General features: G+C 64.7%; 21 protein-coding genes. 10 read left to right on the forward strand and 11 right to left on the reverse strand.

The genetic code is table 11. The annotated features are described in order from the left end of the window. Positions 1–9: 9 nt before the first annotated feature. Together ABIE56_RS19290 and ABIE56_RS19295 are read right to left on the reverse strand one after the other, a co-directional pair. Positions 10–750 carry an SDR family NAD(P)-dependent oxidoreductase gene (locus tag ABIE56_RS19290; RefSeq protein WP_429245428.1) on the reverse strand — a complete coding sequence of 247 codons (741 nt, stop codon included), beginning with the start codon at positions 748–750 and terminating at the stop codon, positions 10–12. A gap of 32 nt (positions 751–782) precedes the next feature. Beyond that, complete coding sequence (locus tag ABIE56_RS19295) at positions 783–3488, reverse strand: TonB-dependent receptor (RefSeq protein ID WP_429245429.1); 2706 nt, start codon at positions 3486–3488, stop codon at positions 783–785. Positions 3489–3747: 259 nt separating this feature from the next. On the opposite strand from ABIE56_RS19295, the gene ABIE56_RS19300 reads away from it, so the two are divergent. After that, entirely contained in the window at positions 3748–4680 is a 933-nt protein-coding gene (locus tag ABIE56_RS19300; RefSeq protein WP_429245430.1) for a dihydrodipicolinate synthase family protein, read from the forward strand. Further along, positions 4677–5849: a mandelate racemase/muconate lactonizing enzyme family protein gene (locus ABIE56_RS19305; RefSeq protein ID WP_429245431.1), complete on the forward strand. Its 1173-nt coding sequence runs from the start codon at positions 4677–4679 to the stop codon at positions 5847–5849. Before ABIE56_RS19300 ends, ABIE56_RS19305 begins: the two co-directional genes overlap by 4 nt. Here ABIE56_RS19305 and ABIE56_RS19310 read toward each other — a convergent pair. From ABIE56_RS19310 to ABIE56_RS19320, 3 genes are all read right to left on the reverse strand, one after another. Next, on the reverse strand, positions 5828–7099 hold the full coding sequence (locus tag ABIE56_RS19310) for an MFS transporter (RefSeq protein ID WP_429245432.1): 1272 nt from the start codon (positions 7097–7099) through the stop codon (positions 5828–5830). The genes ABIE56_RS19305 and ABIE56_RS19310 overlap by 22 nt on opposite strands. Before the next feature lie 74 nt (positions 7100–7173). After that, entirely contained in the window at positions 7174–7893 is a 720-nt protein-coding gene (locus ABIE56_RS19315; RefSeq protein WP_429245433.1) for an IclR family transcriptional regulator, read from the reverse strand. Between the two features lie 40 nt (positions 7894–7933). Beyond that, entirely contained in the window at positions 7934–8914 is a 981-nt protein-coding gene (locus ABIE56_RS19320; protein WP_429245434.1) for an MBL fold metallo-hydrolase, read from the reverse strand. Positions 8915–8996: 82 nt separating this feature from the next. Between ABIE56_RS19320 and ABIE56_RS19325 the strand changes: the two genes are divergently transcribed. Next, entirely contained in the window at positions 8997–10739 is a 1743-nt protein-coding gene (locus ABIE56_RS19325; RefSeq protein WP_429245435.1) for an MOSC domain-containing protein, read from the forward strand. Positions 10740–10744: 5 nt separating this feature from the next. Here ABIE56_RS19325 and ABIE56_RS19330 read toward each other — a convergent pair whose 3' ends face one another. Continuing rightward, positions 10745–11710, reverse strand: coding sequence for a GlxA family transcriptional regulator (locus tag ABIE56_RS19330; protein ID WP_429245436.1), 966 nt, complete (start codon positions 11708–11710; stop codon positions 10745–10747). Between the two features lie 105 nt (positions 11711–11815). Here ABIE56_RS19330 and ABIE56_RS19335 point away from each other — a divergent pair, with 105 nt between their 5' ends. Together ABIE56_RS19335 and ABIE56_RS19340 are read left to right on the forward strand one after the other, a co-directional pair. After that, positions 11816–12106: a hypothetical protein gene (locus ABIE56_RS19335; RefSeq protein WP_429245437.1), complete on the forward strand. Its 291-nt coding sequence runs from the start codon at positions 11816–11818 to the stop codon at positions 12104–12106. A 196-nt stretch (positions 12107–12302) separates the two neighbouring features. Continuing rightward, complete coding sequence (locus tag ABIE56_RS19340; RefSeq protein ID WP_429245438.1) at positions 12303–12461, forward strand: hypothetical protein; 159 nt, start codon at positions 12303–12305, stop codon at positions 12459–12461. Positions 12462–12492: 31 nt separating this feature from the next. Here ABIE56_RS19340 and ABIE56_RS19345 read toward each other — a convergent pair whose 3' ends face one another. The 3 genes from ABIE56_RS19345 to ABIE56_RS19355 all read right to left on the reverse strand — a co-directional run bounded on the left by ABIE56_RS19345 (position 12493) and on the right by ABIE56_RS19355 (position 15247). Then, positions 12493–13554, reverse strand: coding sequence for a hypothetical protein (locus ABIE56_RS19345; protein WP_429245439.1), 1062 nt, complete (start codon positions 13552–13554; stop codon positions 12493–12495). A 77-nt stretch (positions 13555–13631) separates the two neighbouring features. Further along, on the reverse strand, positions 13632–14891 hold the full coding sequence (locus ABIE56_RS19350; protein ID WP_429245440.1) for a flavin monoamine oxidase family protein: 1260 nt from the start codon (positions 14889–14891) through the stop codon (positions 13632–13634). A gap of 83 nt (positions 14892–14974) precedes the next feature. Continuing rightward, positions 14975–15247, reverse strand: a complete 273-nt coding sequence (locus ABIE56_RS19355) for a metal/formaldehyde-sensitive transcriptional repressor (protein WP_429245441.1) — start codon at positions 15245–15247, stop codon at positions 14975–14977. Between the two features lie 63 nt (positions 15248–15310). On the opposite strand from ABIE56_RS19355, the gene dmeF reads away from it, so the two are divergent. Beyond that, positions 15311–16279, forward strand: coding sequence for a CDF family Co(II)/Ni(II) efflux transporter DmeF (dmeF, locus tag ABIE56_RS19360; protein ID WP_429245442.1), 969 nt, complete (start codon positions 15311–15313; stop codon positions 16277–16279). 80 nt (positions 16280–16359) lie between these two features. Then, the gene (locus tag ABIE56_RS19365) at positions 16360–18732 is read left to right on the forward strand and encodes a DNA polymerase II (protein WP_429245443.1); all 2373 of its coding nucleotides are present in this window, start codon (positions 16360–16362) and stop codon (positions 18730–18732) included. On the opposite strand, the gene ABIE56_RS19370 is transcribed toward ABIE56_RS19365, so the two are convergent. Continuing rightward, complete coding sequence (locus ABIE56_RS19370; protein WP_429245444.1) at positions 18729–19670, reverse strand: GlxA family transcriptional regulator; 942 nt, start codon at positions 19668–19670, stop codon at positions 18729–18731. The genes ABIE56_RS19365 and ABIE56_RS19370 overlap by 4 nt on opposite strands. Positions 19671–19789: 119 nt before the next feature. On the opposite strand from ABIE56_RS19370, the gene ABIE56_RS19375 reads away from it, so the two are divergent. Together ABIE56_RS19375 and ABIE56_RS19380 are read left to right on the forward strand one after the other, a co-directional pair. Continuing rightward, the gene (locus tag ABIE56_RS19375; RefSeq protein ID WP_429245445.1) at positions 19790–20587 is read left to right on the forward strand and encodes an SDR family NAD(P)-dependent oxidoreductase; all 798 of its coding nucleotides are present in this window, start codon (positions 19790–19792) and stop codon (positions 20585–20587) included. Between the two features lie 17 nt (positions 20588–20604). Then, the gene (locus ABIE56_RS19380) at positions 20605–21327 is read left to right on the forward strand and encodes a DNA-3-methyladenine glycosylase family protein (protein WP_429245446.1); all 723 of its coding nucleotides are present in this window, start codon (positions 20605–20607) and stop codon (positions 21325–21327) included. Here the strand turns inward: ABIE56_RS19380 and ABIE56_RS19385 are convergent. Continuing rightward, positions 21263–22153: an AraC family transcriptional regulator gene (locus ABIE56_RS19385; protein WP_429245447.1), complete on the reverse strand. Its 891-nt coding sequence runs from the start codon at positions 22151–22153 to the stop codon at positions 21263–21265. The two genes, ABIE56_RS19380 and ABIE56_RS19385, sit on opposite strands and share 65 nt — an antisense overlap. 96 nt (positions 22154–22249) lie before the next feature. Between ABIE56_RS19385 and ABIE56_RS19390 the strand changes: the two genes are divergently transcribed. Beyond that, positions 22250–22990, forward strand: a complete 741-nt coding sequence (locus ABIE56_RS19390) for an SDR family oxidoreductase (protein WP_429245448.1) — start codon at positions 22250–22252, stop codon at positions 22988–22990. Positions 22991–23154: the final 164 nt, after the last annotated feature.

The raw sequence follows: 23154 nt of genomic DNA on the forward strand, positions 1-23154 counted from the left end.
GAAAACCCCTTAGCGACGCGTCACCGACGCGCCACCATCAATCGGATAAATACCACCGGTCATCCACGCGCTGGCATCGCTGGCCAGGAACAGGGCGAGCTGGGCGACATCCCCGGCCGTGCCAAGCCTGCCCAACGGGTGGCGGCCTACGTTGCGTTCGCGCGCAGCAGAAGGGTTATCGTCTCGCTCGAACGATGCCCGCAACAGCGGCGTATCGATCGATGCAGGTGCGATGCCGTTAACGCGAACCTGCCACGGCGCGAACTCCAGCGCCGCGGTACGTACAAGCGATTCGAGCGCCGCCTTGCTCGCCGCGTAGGCAGCAAGAGTCGGTGTGGCGAAGCGCGCGTTGATTGAGGTCGTGAGTACCACCGAGCCACCGCCCGCCTCACGCATGCCGGGCACCATGTGCCTGAGCAGGCGCACGGCGGAGATGACGTTGGTGTCGTACGTATCGCGGAACAGTGCATCGTTCGACTCAAGGATCGAGCCTGGCGGGCTTATCCCGGCGCAATGAACGAGGATGGTGGGCCGGCCCAGGGAGAGCGACGTGGCTTCCACGGCCTCACGCACGGCGACGTCATCGCGAAGATCTACGCTGAGTGACAGCGACACCCCCGATGAAGGGGCCAGGTCCAGTCCCGCCACCGCGACGCCTTCCTCACGCAGCCGCCTTGCGACGGCTGCACCGATACCGCTGCCGCTACCTGTCACGAGGGCGACCTTTCCCGCCCATGCCTTGCTGTTCAAGCGAACGCCCCTTTCGTGTGCGCGGCCCTGGCTCAGAACCGCCAGGTGACCGTGGCCATGTAGTTGCGTCCGTATATCACATTGGTGCGCAGGCCTTCCTCGTAACCATCGAACGTACGCTGGCGGCTGTTGAGGAGGTTGGTGGCTTCCACCTGTAGGGAGATCTGCGGAGTGAAGTTGTAGCTGACCGATGCCGCCAGATCCTTATAGGTATCGTTATAGATACCGGTGGCAGCCGTGGAGAGGCCCACCAGGTAGCGATTGCGCCAGTTGTAGGCCACGCGCGAGCTGAAGGGGCCCTTCTCGTAGTAGACGATGAGGTTGTAGTTGTTCTTCGACAGGCCCGGGAAGGTCAGCGAGCTGCCGTTGACGTCCTTGATCGGGGTGCTGGAATCGATATAGGTGTACGTCGCTACCATGCCAAATCCATCGAGCGGATCGGGCAGGAAGGTGAACGGTACCTGGGCCAGCAACTCGGCGCCCTGAACCTTGGCCGAATCGCCGTTGACCTTGCGGTTGATGAAGTAATTCACGCCACCAATGTTCTCCGCGCTCTGCTGCTGCACGATGAACGTCGACACATCCTTGTAGAACAGGCCGGCGGAGACCATGCCGGTATCGTTGTAGTAGTACTCCAGCGAGAGGTCGTACTGATCGGCCTTGAATGGCTTCAGTCCAGGCGCACCGCCGCTGCCGGTACCCGGCGTTACCTGCACGCCGTTGACGAACACGGCGCTGTTGTTGAGCGACACGCCGTTGTTCAGGTCTTCCGTGTTCGGGAACGCGACCACGCGGGCCGCACCACCGCGTACCAGCAACTGATCGGTGATCTCCCACTTCGCGATGAACGAGGGTAGCCACTCGCGGGTCGTGCTGCGGTAGTCGGTGGGGCTGGCCTGGCCTGTGGCCGTGATCAGGTTTCCACTGGAGTCCAGCTCACGCTGCACGTAGCGCAGGCCGAAGTTACCCGAGACCGGCATGCTTCCCGCGTTGAAGCTCCAGTCTGCCTTGGTATACGCCTCGGTGAACTTCTCATCGATGCTGAAGGTACCGGCATAGGCGAGCGCGTTGTCGCGCCCATCCAGGCACTGGGCGTTCTGGCTGATTGCCGGGATGTTCGTGAACGCGTCGCAGCCGGTGAACACCGAGCGGTAGCTGCCGAGGAAGCTGCGTGGCAGCCCATCGAACTCGCCCTTCATGAAGTTGTTGTTGCTGTACACCCGCAGATAATCGGCCAGCGCCGTCGCCGGAACGCCGCCGGTAGGGCGGATATCGGCGCGCAACGGATCCTGGTCGCTCTTGATTTTGGTTGCGCGGGCGCCGAAGGACAGAGACTGCCAGTGGTCGTTGTCGAAGTTCCAGACCCAGTCGGTGCGCGCCGCCGGCGCGTCGGTCTTCGCCCGGTAGTCGTTGTCGAACAGGATGGACATGGCCATCTGGTTCGGATCGGTCAGGTTCACGCCGCCGATGTTGAAACTACCGAAGTTGCCCGAGCGCAGGTCGTAGTCGATCACCGATGTGATGCCTGACTTTGGCTGCAACCGCATGTAGTTCTGGTGATAGTCGGCCTTCGAGCGGTCGTATGAGATCTCCGCTGAACCATCGAGGTGGTCACCCGCATGGAAGCTGCCACGCAAGGCAGTGGACCACACGTCCGCCTCGATGTCCGCGATCTCCGTGTTGGCCTGGATGGGCGTGGTGGCCCGGCCGGCCAGCAGGATATTGTGGTTCGAGTAGGTGGCGTTGCTCAGGCCCGCGCTGGGATTGAACGCCAGCCAGTAGCGATCGCGATCCGCCGTCTGCTTGGAATAGAAGGTATCGCCGACGATCTCCACGCCCGGTGTCGGCCGCCACTGCAGGATCGCACTCACGCCCTTCTTGGTGCGGTCATCCTCGATGTTCTGCGCGCGCATATCGGTGCTGCCGAAGTGCTTCACGCCGGCGCTGTCAGTGAACTGCGAGTAGCCGGAGAAGGTATCCAGGCCCTGCTGCACGACGGTGGCGTGGCTGTACGTGGCCGCGACCATGGCGCCAAACGTCTCGTCCTTGTTCCGGCCTGAGAGCAATGCGAAGCCATCGCCGCCACCCTTGCGGGCGAGCTTGCTGTAGGTACCCGAGACGCTCACCACATTCTGGTCGCCATCGGCGTTCAACGGCATGCGTGTTTCGATGTTGACGATACCGCCTAGTGCACCGGAGACCTGGTCCGCGCTGGCGAGCTTGGTGACTGAAAGGCGCGAGATCACCTGCGAGGGCACGAGCGTCAAAAGGCCATACGTGGAGGTGTTGAGCTGATCCAGGCCATTGCCGCCACGGCCCGTCGCGTCGAAGATCTCGCGGCCGTTGTACAGGTACACGTTCTGGCTGAGGCCGCGAACGAGGATGTTGCTGCCTTCACCCATGCCGCGTTCGAGCTGCACGCCCGCCACACGCCCGAGCGATTCGGCGACGTTGGAATCGGGCAGCTTGCCGATGTCATCGGCGACGATCGCATCGACGATTTGTGAGGAATCCTTCTTCAGGTCTCGCGACTTTTCCAGGCTCTGCCGGATACCGGAGACGGTGACGCCTTCGAGGTTCACCGGGTTCTGCGTCTGCGGCGCACCGGCATCCGCTGCCGGCGGTGCGGTCGCCTGGCCTGCCGCCGAAGGTGCTGCGGTTTGAGCGACGGCCGGCACGGATGCGAAGAGCACCTGTGCGATCAGGGCCGACAGGATGGTACGCCGAGCAAGAACCATGTTTTTTTCCTCCCCCGAGGTGGTGAGCCCCGGGAAAGCAGCCGTGCTACCGGCCCCACTTTCTTCCCCGTCGCTCGCACGAATATCGCTGTGTATCGCCGTTCGCCAGCGCGATTTGCGCTTGGCATGGTGTAACTATTATAGCAATATAGATGGGCACGCAAGAGCGACCGCACAAGGATTTGCTGCTGCAAAGCAGCATGAAAAGCGCTTCGCGAAGGCATTTCTCTCGTCGTTCGACGCCCAAGGAAAACCGCGCATGACGCAACTGGCTGGTGTCTTTCCCATTGTTCCAACGATCTTCCATGCGAGCGGCGCGATCGATCAGGCCGGCACGCGCAACGTGCTCGACTACATCATCGATGCGGGCGCCGCGGGTGTCGTCTTCCCCGGGCTGGCGAGCGAGTACGACATGCTCAGCGTGGAGGAGCGCATCGAGCTGACGACGTTGCTTGGCGAATGGATTGGCGGACGCGTGCCGTTCATTGTCGGAGCCAGTCATGCCGATGCGGCGATCTCCGCGCAGCTGGCCACGACGGGCGCCACCGCTGGCGCCGTGGCAGCCATGATCCTCACGCCGCACAAGCACGCCGGTGATCCTGCGGCGATGGCGGCCTACTTCAACGACATCCACGAAGCCTCAGGCGTCGCGATCATGTTGCAGAACGCGCCGGCGCCGATGGGTGTCGGGCTGGGTGTGGCGGAGGTCGCGGCACTCGCCCGTGCCGTGCCAGGCATCCGCTACGTCAAGGAAGAAACCCAGCCATCCGGTCATCGCATCACAGCGCTGATGGACGCGGCCGGCGCAGGCGTGGAAGCGGTGTTCGGGGGGGCAGGCGCCCGCTATGTGATCGACGAGCTCCAGCGGGGCGCGATCGGCACCATGCCGGCATGCGAGGTCACCGAGGTTCATGTCGCGATGCTGGCGCGGCATGCCAGCGGTGACCTCGATGGCGCACGGGAACTGTTCGAGCGCACGCTTCCGTTGCTGAGCATGCAAGCCGTGTTCCGGTGGCGGCTAACCAAAGCCGTGCTGCTGCGCCGCGGGCTCATTGCATCCGATCACGTCCGTGCACCGGGACCGGCCCTCGATAGCTGGGACCAGCGCGAGCTGGACGATCTGCTGGCGCGCATCGTCGATCTCCTTCCGCTCGACCGTGTCCCTGGGAAACAGGAGAGAATGACGCCATGACCAGCCCTGTCAGCAACGTCGAGACGTTCATCGTCACGGTGCCGCGCGATACGCCCTACCTCGGCCCGTTAGGCCCAGGCGAACGCGTCAACGCGCGCGGCTACGTGGTACGCAAGGGTAACGGCACCATCTATCCCTCGGTGGATCGCTCCATCGCCGTACGCATCACTTGCGCTGACGGGAGCGAAGGCTGGGGTGAAACCTATGGTATCTGCGCACCACGCGCGACCACCGAGATCATCAACGACCTGCTGGTGCCGGAGCTGATCGGGCGTGATCCGGAGGACGTCGAAACCATTTGGGATGACCTGTACGGATTGATGCGCGTGCGCGGATGTACCTCGGGCTTCCATGTCGATGCGATCACCGCGCTGGATATCGCCTTGTGGGACCTGCGCTCCCGTGCGCACGGGGTGCCGCTGTGGCAGATGCTCGGCGAACGCCAGCGCGAACGCATACCCGGTTACCTTTCGGGCCTGCCGGCGGGCAACCTGAAGGAACGCGTCGAGATGGCCGTACGTTTCCAGAAGGAAGGCCATGACGCGTTCAAGATCCACACGGCGGTAAGCACCGAAGGCATCGTCGAAGAAGTCGCGGCCCTGCGTCAGGCCCTGGGCGACGACGCGCTGTTAATGGTCGACCTGCCCTGGAAGTTTGACCCGCCTGGCGCACTCGCCCTGGCCGAGCAACTCGCACCCTATCGTCCCTTCTTTGCCGAGGCGCCGATCAAACCCGAAGACGTCGATGGCCTGGCCTGGCTGGCCGAGCGCTCGCCTGTGTCCATTGCTGCAGGTGAGGAGTGGTATACCGAACATGACGCGCGGTTGCGCCTGAACCGCAGGAGCATCGCCTTTATCCAGCCCGAGATGGGCCATGCGGGTATCACCCAGTACCGCCGGATCACCCGGCTTGCCGATGCCGCCGGCGTCACTATGGCCCCGCATGCCACCGTGGGCACGGGCCTGTTCCTTGCGGCAAGCCTGCATATGTCGAGCACGGTGCCGCGGTTCTGGCGCCACGAATGGCAGCACTCGGTATTCGCGCGCTCGTTGCAACTGCTGGAGACGGACATGGCGTACGTCGATGGCCACTACACGCTGCCCACCGGTCCCGGCCTGGGCGCACGCCCCGGTCCGCGCTTCTGGGATTACGCCGAACTTGCGACCTGAGTGGTGGGCACCGCGACGATCGTGGCGGACGATCGCGGTGCCATCTTCACCCCAAGCCACGCTACGCCAAACGCGATGGGGTGCAGCAACGCCATAAGGACAAAGCTTCGATCGAAGTGCCCGGACGAGACAAGGCCGGCCACGACCTGCGCTGACAACATGCCGCCCAGTGCACTGCCCGCGCCAATCAAGCCCGATATCGTGGCGATGTAGCGGCTGGGATACAGGTCGACCACCAGCGTACTGATATTGATCTGGAAGATGAGGTGCGCGAACGCCACGGCCGAGCCGATGGCGAACAGGAGCCATAGCGCGGGGTGGAAGGCGGCCGCCAGGCCAATGGGGGCGAGCATCGCCGCGCCTGCCATTGCGATGAGCCGGCTGCGCGTGGGCTCCATGCCGCGCTTCACCAGCGCGCTGGAGATGGCGCCGCCGCCGATGCTGCCTACGTCGGCGGCGAGGTAGACGACCCAGGCGAGTGAAGCGACAGCGGCCAGCGACATACCGCGCACATCGTTGAGGTACTTGGGAAACCAGAAAAGGTAGAAGTACCAGACGGGATCGGCGATAGCACGGGCTAGCACCAGCGTCCACAGCGTGCGATCGCGTAACACGCGGCCCCAACGTGAGGCCTCGGATTCGGCGTTGGGCAGCTTCGCCGGCCGCGGTTCCCTCGGGTGGAGCCACACCCACGCGGCCATCCAGAGCAAGCCCGCCGCGCCGGTCACGACGAACGCGGCGCGCCATCCGTAAACCAGTGCCACACCGCCGATCAACGGAGGTGCGAGCGTCGCGCCCACCATGGCGCCCGCCGTGTATATGCCGTAGGCGAGTCCCTTTTCAGAGGGCTTGAAGCGTTCGGATACGACCTTCGTCCCGACGGTGTAATTGCCTGGCTCGCCAAGGCCCAGGGCAAAGCGCGCCGCGCCCAGTTCGAACGCACTGCGCGCCATGCCGGTAAGCAGGTTGGCGATAGACCACCACGCGACAAACAACGCCAGCGCGAGTCGCGAACCCAGCCAGTCGGTCAAGCGGCCGGCCAGCAAGTAAGCGATGGTGTAAGCGACAAGGAACGCCTGCACAATGTGCGCGTAGGCGGAATCGCTGATGCCCAGATCAGCCTGGATGGTGGTGGCAAGGATCGATAGCGCCTGGCGGTCCAGGTAGTTGATCACCGTGGAGACGAACAGCAGCGCAAGCAGCACCCAGCGGAAGCGGTCGGATTTCGCTTTCCCTACGTCGTCCGCCATGCCTTGCCCCCTTCAACCGGTCGACCGAAGCTATTACTAAAATAGCAACAGGTCAATGCGCGCTGCGGCAGGGCTCAGGCAATCTCGACAGCGGCGGCGCGCAGTGCTTCCACCAGTTCGGCCGTGGCGTTTTCCGGAATCCAGCCGGACATGGCGAGGCCGGCCACGACCGGCTCGCCCGTCGTCACGGCCACGATGTGGTGATCGCGTTCGTCGGCCACGTGCACGCGTGCGTAGCCCTGCTGGCGCGTTGCCTCAAGGGTGGCCAGCAAGCGTTCGATCCCCTCAGGGAACATCGGAATGTCCTTGCCTTCATACAGCTCGCGTACCTCATCATCCGGCAGCTGCGCCAGGAGCACGATGCCGATGCCGCTGGTGGTGGCGGGCAGCAAGCCGATGCGGCCCAGGCCGCGGGCGGCTTCGATGCCCGGCGGTGCGTGGAACAGGTAGCTGACGCTATCGTTCCACAGCACGCCCATGGCAACGGTATGGCCGAACCGGCGCAGCCGTTCCAGTTCGGGCAGCGCCCGCCGGATAAGCCCAGAGGCAAACAGGCTCTGCGCGGCCAGTACATGCATGCCTGCACCCGGCGCGTACTTGCGGTCGGAGGTCTGCCGGACGATGCCCATATAGGCCAGCGTCTTGAGCAGGCGGTTCACCCGCGTCGTGTTCGCGCCCAGCTGGCGGGCCAGCTCACGGCAGCCGATTGGCTCCGGCGCCGACGCCAGCGCCTGCAGCGTAAGGATGCCGTCGATCAGGCTTTGGTTGGGTTGGGCGTTGGGCTTGGCGCGCATGGCGCACAGAGTAGCCGTACCACGGGGCCCGTGGCGATCCTCAGGGAAAAACCAGCCGCTCGCCCTGCGCCGGTACAACAAAGTGCACACCAAGCGTATTACCAGCGGCCAGTTGCGTCGTGATGAGCGCGCGCGGGTCACGCCCTTCATCGAGGCTCGGCTTGATGTGATCCACCACGACGGTAAGCCCCCGCAGTGCATCCTTGCCACCGCTCGCATCTTCCAGTGCCTGCAGTTCGCGCAGGAGCCACGCGGGCGTCAGGTGGCCAAACAGCTTCGCATCGGGCACATCGTTCGGAAACGAGGCCTCGATCTGGATGCCCTTGAGTGCGTGGCTACGCACCAGTGGCGCAAGCGCCTGCCATACGTCGGCAAGGTCGCGCTTGCCGTGCGCCAGTGCATCGGGCCCGGTATCGCCGAAGTAGGCGTAGTAGTCGCCACCGGCGCGCAGCAGCACCATCGATGACACCACCGCGTCGTGGCTCAACGGCCATAGCTTGGCGGACATCGAGGTACCCTGCACGGGAAACCAGGTGCCGGGTGCCTCGACGGCAAGGTGATACCAGCCCAGTGCCGGCGCCTTCCCCCGGTCAGCCAGGTTAGGCCACGCTTCCCAGTTGAAGTAATCGCGGCTAAGTACATCGAGCGTGGAGGCCAACCCGTAGACCGGCTTGTTCCCATGATCCTCGGGCGAGGCAATGACCAGCCCCGCAACGTGGTCCAGGTGGCCGTGGCTAATGAAGTACGCCGAGATGCCCTGGTGCAGGATGTCGCCCGTACTGTTCTTCAGGGCACCGCTGGCGCGGGCCTTCTCGATCCCGGCGACCAGCGTGCCGGCATCCAGGGCGAGGTAATGCTCGTCGCCGCGGGCCTTGATCAGGTAGCCCGAGAGGTTATCGCTGGAGACGCCGCCTTCCACGCCCAGCGTCACCAGTTCGAAGCGGGGTGGCTGGGCGGCATGCGCGGCGACGGCCGCGGCGGCGAGGCAAAGCGCGGCGAGCGCGCGGCGTAGGCTGGTCATGGGCGTTGAGATGGTTTTGGCAAAGCGCGGGAAAAAGGGACAGGCGTAAGGTAGAGCCCCGGTAGGTTAGAGGATCAGCGTTATGGCTGTATTGCTCGCCGTGAATGTCGGCCTCCCGCAGGATATGGCGTGGCAGGGGAAGACCGTGCACACCGCCGTCTGGAAGCGGCCGGTGCAGGGGCGGGTGATGGTGCGCCGGCTCAACATCGATGGCGACGGGCAGGGTGACCTTGCCGGGCATGGCGGCGAGCACCGCGCCGTGATGGTTTACCAAGCGGCCTCATACCGTTACTGGGAGGCCTTCTTCAAGCGGCCCACGCTCGAATACGGCAGCTTTGGCGAAAACCTCACGGTGGATGGCCTCCCCGATGACGAGGTATGCATCGGCGACCGCTACCGCATCGGCGATGCACTGTTAGAAGTGACGCAGCCGCGCGTCACCTGCTACCGCGTGGCGCTGCGCATGGGCGAGCCGCGCATGGCCAACCTGCTGGTCTCGCATCGCCGCCCGGGGTTCTATTTCCGCGTCATCGAGGAAGGGTTGATTGGCGCAGGCGACACCATCACCAAGGAACAGGAAGGCAGCGGCATGACCGTTGCCGAGATCGATGCGTTGCTTTACCTGCCGGGGAAGACACCGGCGAAACTGAAACGCGCAGTGCAAATCCCGGCGCTGAGCAAGGGATGGAAGCAGTCATTCGATGAGCTGCTGGCAGCGGGGCCGGAAGCCAGTGGGAATGTGGCACTCGGTGGCCCGGCGTCGAAACCACCGGCCTGGAACGGGTTTCGCGACATGCGCGTCGCAGCCATTCATGCAGAGAGTGCGCTGGTCCGCTCGTTCGTGCTCGAGCCCGTGGACGGTAAGGCATTGCCGCGAGCACGGGCTGGGCAGTTCATCGTGCTGCGCTTGCAGCCACCCGCACCGCGAGCGGCCATCATTCGCAGCTACTCGCTGTCAGATACCTCGCTCGAGGGCCGCTACCGCATCTCGGTGAAACGTGGGTCCGGCGAAGGTAGCCGTTATCTGCATGACGAGATACATGAGGGCGATACCTTGGGTATCAGCGCGGCACGCGGCACCTTCAACCTGGTGGATGACCTGCGCCCCGTGGTGCTGTGGGGTGCAGGCATTGGCATCACGCCCTTGCTTTCCATGCTGCATGAGCTGGCGCTTGCCGCGCCGCGACCGATTTACTGGATCTATGGCGCGCACGACGGAACGGACAATCCGTTTACTGACGAAGTCGGCGCGCTTATGAACAAGCTACCGGGTGTGAAACATCTTCTCGCCTTCAGCAAGCCGAACCCCATGGACCGCGAGAAGCGCGTGTTCGACGTAGAAGGCCATATTGGCCTTCCCCACCTCATCGAATTGGGCGTACCCAAAGATGCACGCATTTATCTCTGCGGACCTTCCCGCTTTCTGGCCGAACTTCGCGAAGCACTTCCCGCCGCCGGGTACACCGATGTCATCTCGGAATTGTTCGGGGCCCAGGAAGGTTTTCAGCCAGGTGTCGTCGGCGCCAAGGTCACGCCTCCGCACGAACCTCCGGTACAGGACAGCAACGGCCCGACGGTAGCGTTCGTGCGTAGCGGCATCGCGGTGCGCTGGAGCGCGGCAACCTACCCAAGCATCCTGGAGCTGGCCGAAGCCTGCGACGTACCCGTCCGCTGGTCATGCCGATCCGGCGTCTGCCACAGCTGCGAAACGGCATTGATCGGCGGCAACGTGGAATACACCAACGAGCCCCCCGATCCACCCGCCGAGGGCCGTGTTCTTATCTGCTGCAGCCGGCCTGCCGGGGATATGCAGATTGATCTATAAATGACTTACCGCAGATCGGCACGAAGATCCCGCACCCCTTTCCCAAGTCGCTGGCGCAGCAACGTGCGTAACGTGGCGCCATCCTCGTAACCTACTTCCGCCGCGATAGCCTCGATATCCATACCGCTGCCGTGCAGTAGCGACTGCGCACGCTCCACGCGAAGATCCTGGAAATAGGCGAGTGGCGATTTTCCTAACACGGCCTGGCAGCGACGCTGCAACGAACGGGGACTCGTAGCCAGCGCGCTGGCCGCATCATCCAACGAGAAGCCATGCTTGAGCTGATCGCGTGACCAGCGTTCAAACTTGAGAATGAGCGGATCGGCTTGCGCGAGGTGGTTGGGGATGATGTACGGCGCCTGCGAGCTACGGATATCGGCGAGAAGGTAGCGCGACACCAGGTTCGACAACTCGGGACTGGCCTTGCGTATGAGCCATAGCGCCAGATCCAGATGGCCCATTGCGGCACCGGCGGTCACGCCGACATCGGTGGGAACGAGCATGCGCGATTCATCCAGGCGAACCTGTGGATAGCGTTGGCGGAACAGCGGGGCCAGCCACCATGTCGTCGTCGCCTCACGCCCGTCCAGCAAACCGGCCTCCGCAAGGATGAACGTACCAATGCACGAGGCGGCGATCTGTGCACCCGCGTCGCGCCAGGCCAGGAGTTGTTTCGTCGCCTTGCGTACATCGGGCCGCGCGAGCGCGGGAACCAGGACGTCCGGTGAGCCGGCACCCAGTGCCGGAACAATGACCCAGTCAGGTTTGAGTTCTTCGGTGATCGGTTTCACCGGGATGGTGATGCCCAGCCCCGAGCGCACTTTCTTGCGCACACCGACGACGGTTACGTCGAAATGTGGCGCGCCACCCATATGCACCATCGCGAACTTGTTGGCGAGCGATAGCGCATCCAGCAGTACGGTGAGGCCGGTATCGAAAAGCCCCTCAAGGGCGAGGACAGCGATGCGCATGGCGTAAATGACCATAAAGGTGTCGTTTACGACGATACCCCGATGGTGCCGTGCTGCCTAGAGTGGACCTTGTTCCATCCCCTACCGCAGAAACGAGGAAGCGCCATGAAAATCTTTGCCATCGCTAACGTGCCCGGCTCGCTCACCCCCGAGCAGCTCCAGCCGCACATGCCCGCCGAAGTGCACGCCACGCTCAAGCTTTACCTCGACGGCAAGGTCGAGCAGTTCTGGTTCCGCGACAAGGCCGGCCCGATCTTCCTGATGGACGCCCCCTCTATCGAACAGGCACGCAGCACGCTCGATAGCCTGCCGCTCGTGGCCGCCGGCCTCATGAGCTATGAGCTTCTCCCGGTCATGCCGTTGATGCCGCTGGGCCGTCTGCTCCCGGCCGCATAACGTAGTGAGACGCCCGGTACGCACGACGCGCGCCGGGCAGTTTCCCGTGGTTCATTCACCTGACTGCACGCCAACGCATCCCTGAATGAGCGCCATGTGCTCACATGGCGGCGACGGAATCATCGACCATCCGTTCAGCGAATCCGCTTCACGCTGTGATCCGAGGGTGCCAAGTGTGCACGCCTGGAGGATCACCATGAAACGCCTCATGCTCGTGCTTACCGTGCTCGTGACCGCTTCGTCGCTTAGTGGCTGCATTATCGATGACCGCCGTCCGAACCATTACTACGATCACCACGACAACTATCACTGCGATAGCCGCTACAACGATTGCCGCGGTGGCTGGCGTCACTAAGCCTTAGGCTCGCCAACGACGTGGAGAAGCGCTAGCGCAGCTGCTTCTCCATCTCGTCCATGTTCTTCCGGCCCATGGTTTGCAGGTTCCTTACCTCAGCCATGGCGCTTTCCTCGGCCTTCGCGATGGCCTGGATTTCATGAATCCTGGCGTTATAGTCCACCGCGAGGTCATGTGACATCACAAGGCTTCCGGTCGCCTTATCAATCTTGATCTTGCCCAGGTTGGCTTCGGCGAAATTCAGCAGGCCATTGGCGGCGATGTGAAAGTTCTCTTCCACGCCGAGATAGCGATCCATGGCGGTCTCAAGCGCGGGCATTTTTTCGTCGAACCCGGCCAGGGCGCCCGCGCGTTCACCCGCTGGCAATGATTCGAGCAGCGCACGTAGCGACTGCGCAAACTCGGCGTACTCCCTGATGGAACTCCGCGTTTCCGCCAGCGATCGCGTGAGCCGGTCGCGACCATCGGCGATGCGCGCCCGGTCGACCAGGGAAGCGGGTGCCAGCACCGTTTCAATCTGCAGTGCTTCCTGGGCCGCCTTGCGCTGTGCCTCCCGCTGGCGCTGCGCCACCATCAGTTCCTGCATCTTTGGTATGAGGCGGCCAATGGGCCCATCGGTTCCATCGCCCTGCGCGGGCGTACCGTCGGCAATATTCCGCATCTGCGCCACGGCGTCGTGCAGGTCCTGGCGACGGTATTCACTCGTTGCCACGCCGCCGAGCGAACCGAGCACGTTGATCGCCACGATGACCGAGGCCGCCACGGCCATCCAAAGGCGAAAGCGGCGGGCGCCACACAGCCGGCAGATGCCTGCGATCAGGGCGCCGAGAAGAAAGGGCGCCATCGCGTTGCCAAACGCGTAGGGAAGGCCTTTCGGCACCGCGTACTGATGCCCCGCCATCGCCAGCATCACGGCACCCAGCCCGATCATCCACAAGCCGAACGTTCCGCCGGAGAGGTCTGTCTTCACGTCATGACCCACGGGCGCCCTGCGCGCCCAGTCGGCCGGCGGAGGTGGCGCGGGCGGTGGCGGCGGTGGTAACGGTGGCGGCAGTTCCGGGCCGCCGGCTGGCAGCCTCGTATCGTCTGACATGTTTCCCCTTCCCCTTCGGAACCCGGCTATCCCGCCGGGGCGTATACACAGTGTATCGGCGCGCCGCGCATGCTGCTTTAGCGGGACGCTGCGGGCTGCAGAAGCGCAAGTAACTCGTTTGCCGCTCGCTCGCCGCTCGCCAGCGCACCATGCGCCGTGGAGAAGGCGTCCGGGTGGGTGGCCTCGCCGGCGAAAAACAGGCGATCCCGGAACGGTGACGCCAGTTGCTGCCGCTGGTGGGCGTGGCCGGGCAGGGCGTGGCTATACGAGCCGCGGATGTAGGTCGACGCGCTCCAGGCCGATGATGCCAAGGGGCGCAGGTGCTTCATGGCCTCGCTGCCGAGTAACCGGGTCAGTGAGGCCGTCAGCTGGTCGAACGAAGCGGCCGGCCCTTCCAGGGAAACACGATGCGCGCTACGCCCGCCAAGGAACGTCTCGACGAGGGGGCGTTCGAGCGGCCGGAAGTAGAACACCGGGCTATCGGCATCACGGGGGTCGGCAATGATGACCTGTTCTGTGGGCAGGTCGATCTCGCCGTCGATATGGAAGAAAAGTTTCTCGTCGCAGCCCAGTGGCAGGCACGAAGCGGCGTGTCGCCATTCGTCCAGTGCGCCAGGCAACCGGATGAGGTTGCCGGCAAGGACGTTTGTGGAGACCGTGATAATGGCGGCGCGCGAGCGTACGGTGCCCTGCGGCGTCGTTAGCTTCACCCCGGGGCCATCGGCGTCGATACCCTCGACAGGTGAAGCAAACCGGCAGCCGACGTCGCCAGGCCATTGCGATGCGATGAGCGATCCGTAACCACGAAGCAAGCGCCAGTTATGCTCCGTGGCGGCGCGCTCGTAAGCGTTGTAATCGGTGGCCGAGATGCGCTCGAGCGGCGCGCCACTGATATAACCGCTCATCGCCTGTAGGTAACCGTTCCAGGGGCTCTGCGGATCAAGCGCATCCGCGGCGCGATCCGAAGCCGGCGGCGAACTCATCAATCGCTCATGCCACGCGTGAAACGCCGCATGCGCTTCAGCCTGCTCTACATCGGAAAAATGCGGATGCGGTTGAGGCTTGTCCCACGCGGCGGCGCGTCGATCGATCTCCCAGCCCTGTTCTTCCGCGATGGCGCGCCATCCATTGTGCTCCGCCGAATGCAGCCAGCCGCAACCCATGTCGAGGGGAATGCCCTCGAGATCGATGGTCCACCCGCGGCCGCCAATCCGTTGCGAAGCTTCAAGTAACCAGACCGACAAACCGCTGCCGGAAAGACGGCGTGCGGCACCGACGCCGGCTGCACCACCGCCGACAATGACGACATCCACATCGAAGGTCTTATCGTGTGCCATGCGTTGGTGCTTCGCTCGATGGGCTGGCATCGATCATACGGCACCGGTGGGGCAACGGGATTCGGGTAACGCCGGCGTTATCCCTAGCCGAGGTAACGCTTGACCAGCTGGAGCACCTGCTCCGCCTCGGCATCCCGCACGGAAGGATCTTCCTCGGCCACGACGTGCTGGCGCAGGTGGTCGCCGAGCAGTTCCACCATGAGGCCCTGCGAGGCGCCGCGGATCGCCGCGGCCTGGGTGAGCACATCCAGGCAGTCGGCATCGCCATCGAGGGCGCGTTCCAGTGCATCCAGCTGGCCGCGCAGGCGGCGGACGCGGGTCACGAGGCGGGTCTTGTTCTGGTTGACGTGGGCCATGGCGTATACCCCCTGGGGGTATATGAGTTACGATCTGGCCACGTTATCCCAGCGAGCCCTTCCATGTCCATCGAGCAGGCCGCGCCGGCCTTTACCCACAGCCACGCCTTCAACGAGGGCAACCCACTGGCCGAGCGGAACACCCGCCGGGCGGTGTACCTGACCGCGGCCATGATGGTGGTCGAGATCGCCGGTGGCTGGTACTACAACTCCATGGCGCTGCTTGCCGATGGCTGGCACATGAGCTCGCACGCCCTGGCGTTGGGGCTATCGGCCTTTGCTTACGCATGTGCGCGCCGTTTTGCCCACGATCCGCGCTTCACCTTCGGCACGTGGAAGATCGAGATCCTTGGCGGTTACTCGTCGGCCATCCTGTTGCTCGGTGTCGCGGCGCTGATGGCGTTCCAGTCGTGCGAACGCCTGCTCAACCCGCTACCGATCCACTACGAGCAAGCTATTGCCATCGCACTCGTGGGCCTCGTCGTGAACCTGGTGTGCGCCTGGCTGCTTCGCGATAACCATGATCACCACCACCACCACCACCACCACGGCCATGGCCATGGCCACGATCATCACGGCCACGGCCATAATCGCAACGGCCACCACCACGACCTGAACCTACGCTCGGCGTACATGCACGTGTTGGCCGACGCGGCGACCTCGGTCCTCGCAATCATTGCCCTGGTCGCGGGCATGCTGTGGGGCGCCCGTTGGCTCGACCCAGTGATGGGCCTCGCCGGCGCCGTGCTGGTTACGGTGTGGGCGTGGGGTCTTCTCCGCGATAGCGGCCGCGTATTGCTCGATGCTGAAATGGACGCGCCGGTGGTTGCGGAAATCCGCGAGGTCATCGATAACGACGCACACGACGCGGTCATCACCGACCTGCATGTCTGGCGCGTGGGGAAGGGAAAGTACGCCGTGGTGTTGAGCCTGGTGACCGCCAAGCCGGTGGACGCTTCGTACTACCGCGAGGCGCTATCCATTCATGAGGAACTGGTGCACATCACCGTCGAAGTGAATCAAGCCGCCTGATTGGGCTACTGACACCACGCTGTCAGTAGCCCAGGCACGAAATACCCGTGCGCGCGACAGCGCCGCTGTAAAATCCCACGATGACCTCCCCAGGCCAGCAGGCCTTCATCCTCACCCGCCACTGGCGGGATACCCGCGATGGCGTGGACCTGGAGCTGTGGCTGGCCACGGACCAGGGGCCGCGGTGCGTGCTGGTGAAAGCGCAGGCGGCGGTGGCCTTTGTTCGCGAATCGCAGGCGGGTGAGGTAGAGGCGGCCATTCGCAACGATGGCGCTTTCGAGCTCAAGCCGTTGCCACTGAAGACCCTGGGGCAGGAGCCCGTGCGGGGCCTGTACGGGCAGAGCTACCGCGCCATGCTGCGGCTGGAGAAGCGGCTCGCCGAGCGCGGCGTCACCCTGCACGAAGCCGACATCCGGCCGACCGATCGCTTCCTGATGGAGCGCTTCATCACGGCATCGGTGACCGTCGACGCTGGCGAAGGCGAAGACCACGCTGTTCTGGTGAACCCGCGGCTAAAGGCGACGGACGCGTATCGCCCGCCACTGCGCGTCGTATCGCTGGATATCGAGACCAGCGCGATGGGCGAGCTATATTCGGTGGCCCTGGAGGGTTGCGGCCAGCGCCAGGTGTACATGCTGGGCTCGGCGCCGGAGGGCGACGTGCCGGCGTTTGATTTCACGCTGACCTACGTGCCCGATCGTCCGGCGTTGATCCTGGCGCTCAACGCCTGGTTCCGTGAGCACGACCCAGACGCGATCATCGGCTGGAATCTCGTGCAGTTCGATCTGCGCCTGCTCCAGGCCTGTGCGGATCAGCACGGCCTGGTGCTGGCGCTGGGCCGCTCCGGCAAGCCGATCGACTGGCGGGAGCATGGCCGCCGCGAGGGCTACGTCTTCGCCTCCATCCCCGGCCGCCTGGCGATCGATGGCATCGAAGCCATGCGCTCGGCCATGTGGTCGTTTCCTTCCTTCAGCCTGGAAAGCGTGGCGCAAGCACTGCTCGGCGAGGGCAAGGATACCGATGACCCGTACCACCGCATGGACGAGATCGAGCGGCGCTTCCGCGAAGACAAGCCGGCGCTGGCGCGCTACAACCTGGTCGATTGCGAGCTGGTGACGAAGATCTTCGCCAAGGCCAACCTGCTCGAGTTCGTGCTTGAACGTGCGAATGCGACCGGCCTTCCCGCCGATCAATCCGGCGGTTCCATCGCCGCGTTCAGCCACCACTACTTGCCGCGCATGCATCGCGAAGGCTACGTGGCGCCGAACATTGGCGTGACCCACGGCGAGTCCTACCCGGGTGGCTTCGTCATGGAGTCGCGGCCGGGCATCTACGATTCGGTGCTCGTGCTCGACTACAAGAGCCTGTACCCGTCGATCATCCGCACCTTCCTCGTGGATCCGATTGGCCTGGCGGAAGGCGCACGTGAGAAGGACGAAACGAAGACGGTTCCGGGGCCTAACGGCACGCGCTTCTCCCGGACGAAACACTGCCTGCCCGGCATCATCACCCACCTGTGGGAGCGCCGCGACCAGGCCAAGCGCGATGGCAACCAGGCACTGTCGCAAGCGTTCAAGCTATTGATGAATGCCTTCGTCGGCGTGCTTGGCGCATCCGGCGGGCGCTTCTTCGATCCACGCCTGGCGGCGGCGGTCACCTTGCGTGGCCACGAGATCATGCGCACCACGCGCAAGCTCGTGGAAGAGGAGGGCTACGAAGCGATCTACGGCGATACCGATTCAATCTTTATCTGGCTGGGCCGCGCGCATGATGAGAGCGAAGCCATGCAGGTAGCCGAGCAGCTTGTGGGCCGTATCAACCGCTGGTGGAAGGAATCGCTCGCTGCGGCCCACGGTATCGAAAGCTTTCTCGAGATCGAGTTCGATACCCACTACAAGCGTTTCTTCATGCCCACCATCCGTGGCAGCGAGATGGGCAGCAAGAAACGCTATGCGGGTCTGGTGGAGGAAGACGGCAAGGAAGAACTGGTGTTTCGCGGCCTGGAGACGGTGCGCAGTGACTGGACGCCACTGGCGCAGGGTTTCCAGCGCGAGCTGTTTGGCCGCGTCTTCCGGCGTGAACCGTATGCTGACTACATCAAGGATTACGTGCGCCGCCTGCAGGCCGGTGAGCTCGATGATTTGCTCGTGTACCGCAAACGGCTGCGCGGCAAGCTGGATTCCTACGACCGCACCACGCCGCCGCAGGTGCGCGCGGCGCGCCTGGCCGATGAATACAACGCGAAACAGGGCAGGCCACGGCAGTACCAGAACGGTGGCTGGATCAGCTACGTGATGACGCTTAGTGGCCCTGAACCGATCGAAGCGCGCATGGCCAGCATCGACCATGAGCACTACCTCACCAACCAGCTTGAACCCATCGCGGACGCGATCCTTGCGCCACTTGGCGATAGCCTTGCCGCGCTGACCAATCAACAGCCGGAACTGTTCTAGGCGCGTGCCGTCCGTCGCACGGCCTGCGGGGGAATGCCGTAGCCGCGCACAAACACTTCGCGCAGGTGCCGGCGATCGCGGAAGCCCGTCTCGCGTGCTACCACGTCGAGGGAATGGCGGCTCTGTTCGATCATGGTACGGGCCGCTTCGAGGCGAAGCTTCTCCACGGCTTTCGCCGGCGATTCCCCGGTCTCGGCCGTGAACACCCGGCTAAACTGGCGGGGGCTGAGGTGCGCGACCTCCGCCAGCTCCTCTACGCCGATAGGCTGGGCAAGGTTGCGCCGCGCGAAATCCAGCGCTTCCTGGATGCGATCCGACCGCGGCGCGAGCATCAGCATTTCCGAATGCTGGGTCTGCCCACCCGAGCGGCGATGCGGCATGACCAGCTTGTGCGCGAGCGAGCGGGTGAGATCGGGGCCGAGGTCTTTCTCCACCAGGCCGAGCGCGAGGTCCAGGCCGGCGGTCATGCCCGCGGAGGTCCACATGGGGCCATCGGTGACGAAGATGCGATCGGGTTCCACGGTGATATCGGGAAAGCGCTCGCGCATGGCATCGGCAAAGAGCCAGTGCGTGGTGGCGCGGCGGCCATTGAGCAGGCCCGCTTCGGCGAGCACGAACCCGCCCGTGCACAGCCCCGCGATGCGTCGCGCACGCTGGCCAGGCCCGGCAAGAAACGTGAGTACGGCCGGATCAGATCGTTCCACCAGCGGATCCAGGACGCCCGGCACCAGCCAGGTATCCGCCGCCGAGCGCGCGGTGAGTGGCCGGGTCGCCACGCTCACCCCGAACGACGAGCGCACATCGCCGCCGTTGGGCGAGTACACATCGACCGCGTAGTACTCGCTGCCATGGATCTGGTTGGCGAACTCGAACACGGCCTGGGTGCCCAGGGCCATCATCTGGAAACTATCGGACAGGACGTACCCGATGCGCTGCATGGCCGGCCTCCCGGCGCGTGACCTAAAAGATGACTATATACGTCATTTGCGCCATCGTCGAGCCGGCGCAAGCTATCTCCCATGCCGCGGCGCCCGCCGCCTCACCCTGGAGATATCCCATGAACGCTTCCCTCGGAACCGCCGTTGTCACTGGTGCCTCGTCGGGCATCGGTGCCGTGTACGCCCAGCGCCTGGCCGATCGCGGCTATGACCTGATTCTGGTTGCGCGCAACCGTGACCGCCTGAATGCCCTGGCCACGAAGATCAGCAGCGCGAGCGGCCGCGCCGTGGAAGTCCTGGCCGCCGACCTTGCCAACCCGGCCGACCTGGCCACGGTGGAAGCCAAGCTGCGTGAGGACGCCACCATTAGCCTGCTGGTGAACAACGCGGGCGTCGGCACCCACACGCCGCTGCTCGACAGCAAGATCGAGGCGATGAACAAGATGATCGACCTCAACGTGACCGCACCCACCCGCCTGACCTATGCCGCCGTGCCGGGCTTCGTAGCCCGCGGCAAGGGCGCGGTGATCAACATCGCCTCCATCGTGGCCATCGCCCCCGAGATCCTCAACGGTGTGTACGGCGGCAGCAAGGCGTACCTCGTCGCCTTCAGCCAGTCGCTGAAGCACGAAGTGGGCGACAAGGGCGTGCAGGTGCAGGCCGTGTTGCCGGGTGCCACCGCGACCGAGTTCTGGGAAGCGGGTGGTATGTCGGTGGATATGTTGCCGAAAGAGATCGTGATGAGCGCCGAGGATCTGGTCGACGCCGCACTGGTTGGCTTTGACCGTGGCGAGCTGATCACCATCCCGCCGCTGCACGCCGTGGAGCATTGGGAAGCGTATGAAGCCGCCCGCCAGGCGATGGCGCCGCAGCTGTCGCACGCCACGCCGGCGGAGCGGTACCTCGCCACCGCGTAAGGCTTTAACCTCGGCGGATGCCAACCAAAGCACACCGAGCGCACGGCCATAGCTACACCGCCGACGAGATCCGCGCCTTGCGCGCGGATCTTTGTCGCGTGGATCCGGCACTGGTCGTTGCGAATGAAGTAACCCCTGCGTTTGCGTGGCGGTCGCGGCCTGCGGGGTACGCGGGTTTGCTCAGGCTGGTCGCAGAGCAGCAGGTGTCGGTCGCATCGGCCGCAGCCATATGGAAACGCATTGAAGAAGGCCTGGGCGAGGTAACGGCCGCCAAGGTCACTGCCGCCGGGCCGGAGCGGATGCGCGAGCTGGGCCTTTCGAAACCGAAGGCACGTTATGCCGTGGAGATCGCGCACGCAGAGCAAGAGGGCCGGATCGACTTCGCCGCGCTCGCGGAAGCGGACGACGACGAGGCTGTTTCCTCCCTCACGGCATTGATCGGCATCGGGCGCTGGACGGCGGAAGCGTTCCTGATCGGCGCCTACGGTCGTACCGATTTCTTCCCCGCGGCCGATATTGCCTTGCAGGAAGCGGTGCGTGTCGTGGATGGACTGGCGACGCGCCCGACGGAAAAAGAACTGTACGCACGGGCGGAACGCTGGAAGCCGTACCGCGCCGTCGCGGCCCACCTGCTGTGGGGGTTCTACACCGCGGTAAAGACGGGTGCCGTCGACGTCAGCCTGCCGTCCGCGCAAATCGCGCCGGCGGCTGCCCCACGTGCCGCGCGAAAGCGACGCTGAACGCGCTCGCCGACCCGTAGCCCACCTGCTCGGCCACGCTGGCCACGCCGGCGCCTTCTCGTCGCAGCAGGCGGCGTGCCAGGGCCATGCGCCAGGTCAGCAGGTATTCCATGGGGGCGATGCCGACCACGCGGGTGAAGCGATCAAAGAACGCGGAGCGCGATAGCGCGGCTTCGTTAGCCATGCGCGCGACCGTCCACGCTTCGGCGGGGCTTTCATGGATGCGCCGCAAAGGCAATGCGAGGCGGGCGTCGGCCAGCCCGCGCACTAATCCCGTGGGCGCGACGGCACCGGCGGAACGCAACGCATCGATGAACAGCACTTCCAGCAGTCGCTCCAATACAACATCGCGCGCGGGGCGATCGCCGCGCGATTCGTCACCGACAAGGCTGACCAGGGCGGTGAGACGGGGCTCACCACGGACGTGCAGTACGCCCGGAAGCAGCGAGACCAGGAGCGACGCATCGGGTGAGCCGAACGCGCAGTGGCCGATGAGTGCGCGGTAGTCGACGGGATCCGTCTGCGCACCGACGCGGGCTCGGCCATCCACGACGCTCACTGGCGACTGATGATCGGCTGGCGGTGCAGCAAGGCTCTCGGTCGTGAAGTCGAAGGCCGCAGGCACCAGGACAAAGTCACCCGCGTGGAGCACCAGCGGATCGTGGCCTTCGATGATCAGTCGCGACGAGCCTTCCAGCACGGCGCAGTAGAACGGTTCTCCCGTCGTCGCCCGGCGAACGCGCCAGGGGCTCGCCGCTTCCACGACCTTGGAGAACCGCATGACCGGCTGCAGCAGGGTCACCACCTCGGTGAACGGATCGGTCATGGCCGGACTCCTGCGAACGAATGGAGGACGTTGGATTATAGTCCGTCCGGCTGGCCCTCCCTATCTTGGAGACATCCCCACCCCAAAGGAGTCGCCATGCAGACCGTCCTCATTACCGGCAGTTCGTCGGGCTTTGGCCTTGAGACCGCCCGATACTTCCTCGACCAGGGCTGGCGCGTCGTGGCCACCATGCGCACGCCCGACCCATCCGTACTGCCGCCCTCGGAGCACCTGCACATCGTTGCGCTCGACGTGACCGAGCCGGAAAGCATCCGCCGTTGCCTGGCAGAGGCCGGCCCGATCGATGTGCTGGTCAACAACGCGGGCATCGGCATGTTCAACGCGCTGGAGGGCACGCCGGTGGCCGTAGCGCGCGACGTCTTCGAGACCAATACGTTGGGGACCATCGCCATGACCCAGGCCGTGCTGCCGCAGTTTCGCGAGCGGAAGGCCGGCGTGATCGTGAACGTGACCTCCACCGTGACGCTCAGGTCACTGCCGCTGCTATCGGTTTACACCGCCAGCAAGGCCGCGGTGAACGCCTTCACCGAATCCGTCGCACTCGAGCTGGCGCCGTTGGGCATCCGCGCGCGGCTCGTGTTGCCCGGCCGTGCGCCGACCACGCGCTTTGGTGAGAACGCGCGTGCGCGCATCGGTGAATTCCCGGCGCCTTACGCGGAATTCGCGGCGAAGGTGTTCGAAGGCCTGCGTGATGCCACGACACCCACCACCAGCTCCAGCGCGGTGGCCGCGGCCGTATGGCGCGCGGCGACGGACCCTTCGTGCCCGATGCGGATCCCCGCGGGCGACGACGCAGAAATCTGGTTCAACAGCTAAGCCGAAACGCCCATGCCGTTGTAGGAGCGGGGGGGGGGGGGGGGGGGGGGGGGGGGGGGTTGGGGGGGGGGGGGGGGGGGGGCGGCGCGCCCCCACACCGCGAGACCGGGGGGGGGGGGGGCGCGGGGGTGGGGCTGCTGGGGGGGGTGTGGGGGGGGCCGGGG

The sequence above is a fragment of the Luteibacter sp. 621 genome, assembly GCF_050435445.1.
GTDB lineage: Bacteria > Pseudomonadota > Gammaproteobacteria > Xanthomonadales > Rhodanobacteraceae > Luteibacter.

Coding starts and splice junctions, on each gene's coding strand:
- ABIE56_RS19295 (WP_429245429.1), bottom strand. CDS start 3,488: ATGGTTCTTGCTCGGCGTACCATCCTGTCGGCCCTGATCGCACAGGTG.
- ABIE56_RS19345 (WP_429245439.1), bottom strand. CDS start 13,554: ATGTCAGACGATACGAGGCTGCCAGCCGGCGGCCCGGAACTGCCGCCA.
- ABIE56_RS19370 (WP_429245444.1), bottom strand. CDS start 19,670: ATGCAGCGCATCGGGTACGTCCTGTCCGATAGTTTCCAGATGATGGCC.
- ABIE56_RS19380 (WP_429245446.1), top strand. CDS start 20,605: ATGCCAACCAAAGCACACCGAGCGCACGGCCATAGCTACACCGCCGAC.
- ABIE56_RS19310 (WP_429245432.1), bottom strand. CDS start 7,099: ATGGCGGACGACGTAGGGAAAGCGAAATCCGACCGCTTCCGCTGGGTG.
- ABIE56_RS19305 (WP_429245431.1), top strand. CDS start 4,677: ATGACCAGCCCTGTCAGCAACGTCGAGACGTTCATCGTCACGGTGCCG.
- ABIE56_RS19355 (WP_429245441.1), bottom strand. CDS start 15,247: ATGGCCCACGTCAACCAGAACAAGACCCGCCTCGTGACCCGCGTCCGC.
- ABIE56_RS19340 (WP_429245438.1), top strand. CDS start 12,303: ATGAAACGCCTCATGCTCGTGCTTACCGTGCTCGTGACCGCTTCGTCG.
- ABIE56_RS19315 (WP_429245433.1), bottom strand. CDS start 7,893: ATGCGCGCCAAGCCCAACGCCCAACCCAACCAAAGCCTGATCGACGGC.
- dmeF (WP_429245442.1), top strand. CDS start 15,311: ATGTCCATCGAGCAGGCCGCGCCGGCCTTTACCCACAGCCACGCCTTC.
- ABIE56_RS19350 (WP_429245440.1), bottom strand. CDS start 14,891: ATGGCACACGATAAGACCTTCGATGTGGATGTCGTCATTGTCGGCGGT.
- ABIE56_RS19335 (WP_429245437.1), top strand. CDS start 11,816: ATGAAAATCTTTGCCATCGCTAACGTGCCCGGCTCGCTCACCCCCGAG.
- ABIE56_RS19365 (WP_429245443.1), top strand. CDS start 16,360: ATGACCTCCCCAGGCCAGCAGGCCTTCATCCTCACCCGCCACTGGCGG.
- ABIE56_RS19375 (WP_429245445.1), top strand. CDS start 19,790: ATGAACGCTTCCCTCGGAACCGCCGTTGTCACTGGTGCCTCGTCGGGC.
- ABIE56_RS19390 (WP_429245448.1), top strand. CDS start 22,250: ATGCAGACCGTCCTCATTACCGGCAGTTCGTCGGGCTTTGGCCTTGAG.
- ABIE56_RS19385 (WP_429245447.1), bottom strand. CDS start 22,153: ATGACCGATCCGTTCACCGAGGTGGTGACCCTGCTGCAGCCGGTCATG.
- ABIE56_RS19330 (WP_429245436.1), bottom strand. CDS start 11,710: ATGCGCATCGCTGTCCTCGCCCTTGAGGGGCTTTTCGATACCGGCCTC.
- ABIE56_RS19325 (WP_429245435.1), top strand. CDS start 8,997: ATGGCTGTATTGCTCGCCGTGAATGTCGGCCTCCCGCAGGATATGGCG.
- ABIE56_RS19300 (WP_429245430.1), top strand. CDS start 3,748: ATGACGCAACTGGCTGGTGTCTTTCCCATTGTTCCAACGATCTTCCAT.
- ABIE56_RS19320 (WP_429245434.1), bottom strand. CDS start 8,914: ATGACCAGCCTACGCCGCGCGCTCGCCGCGCTTTGCCTCGCCGCCGCG.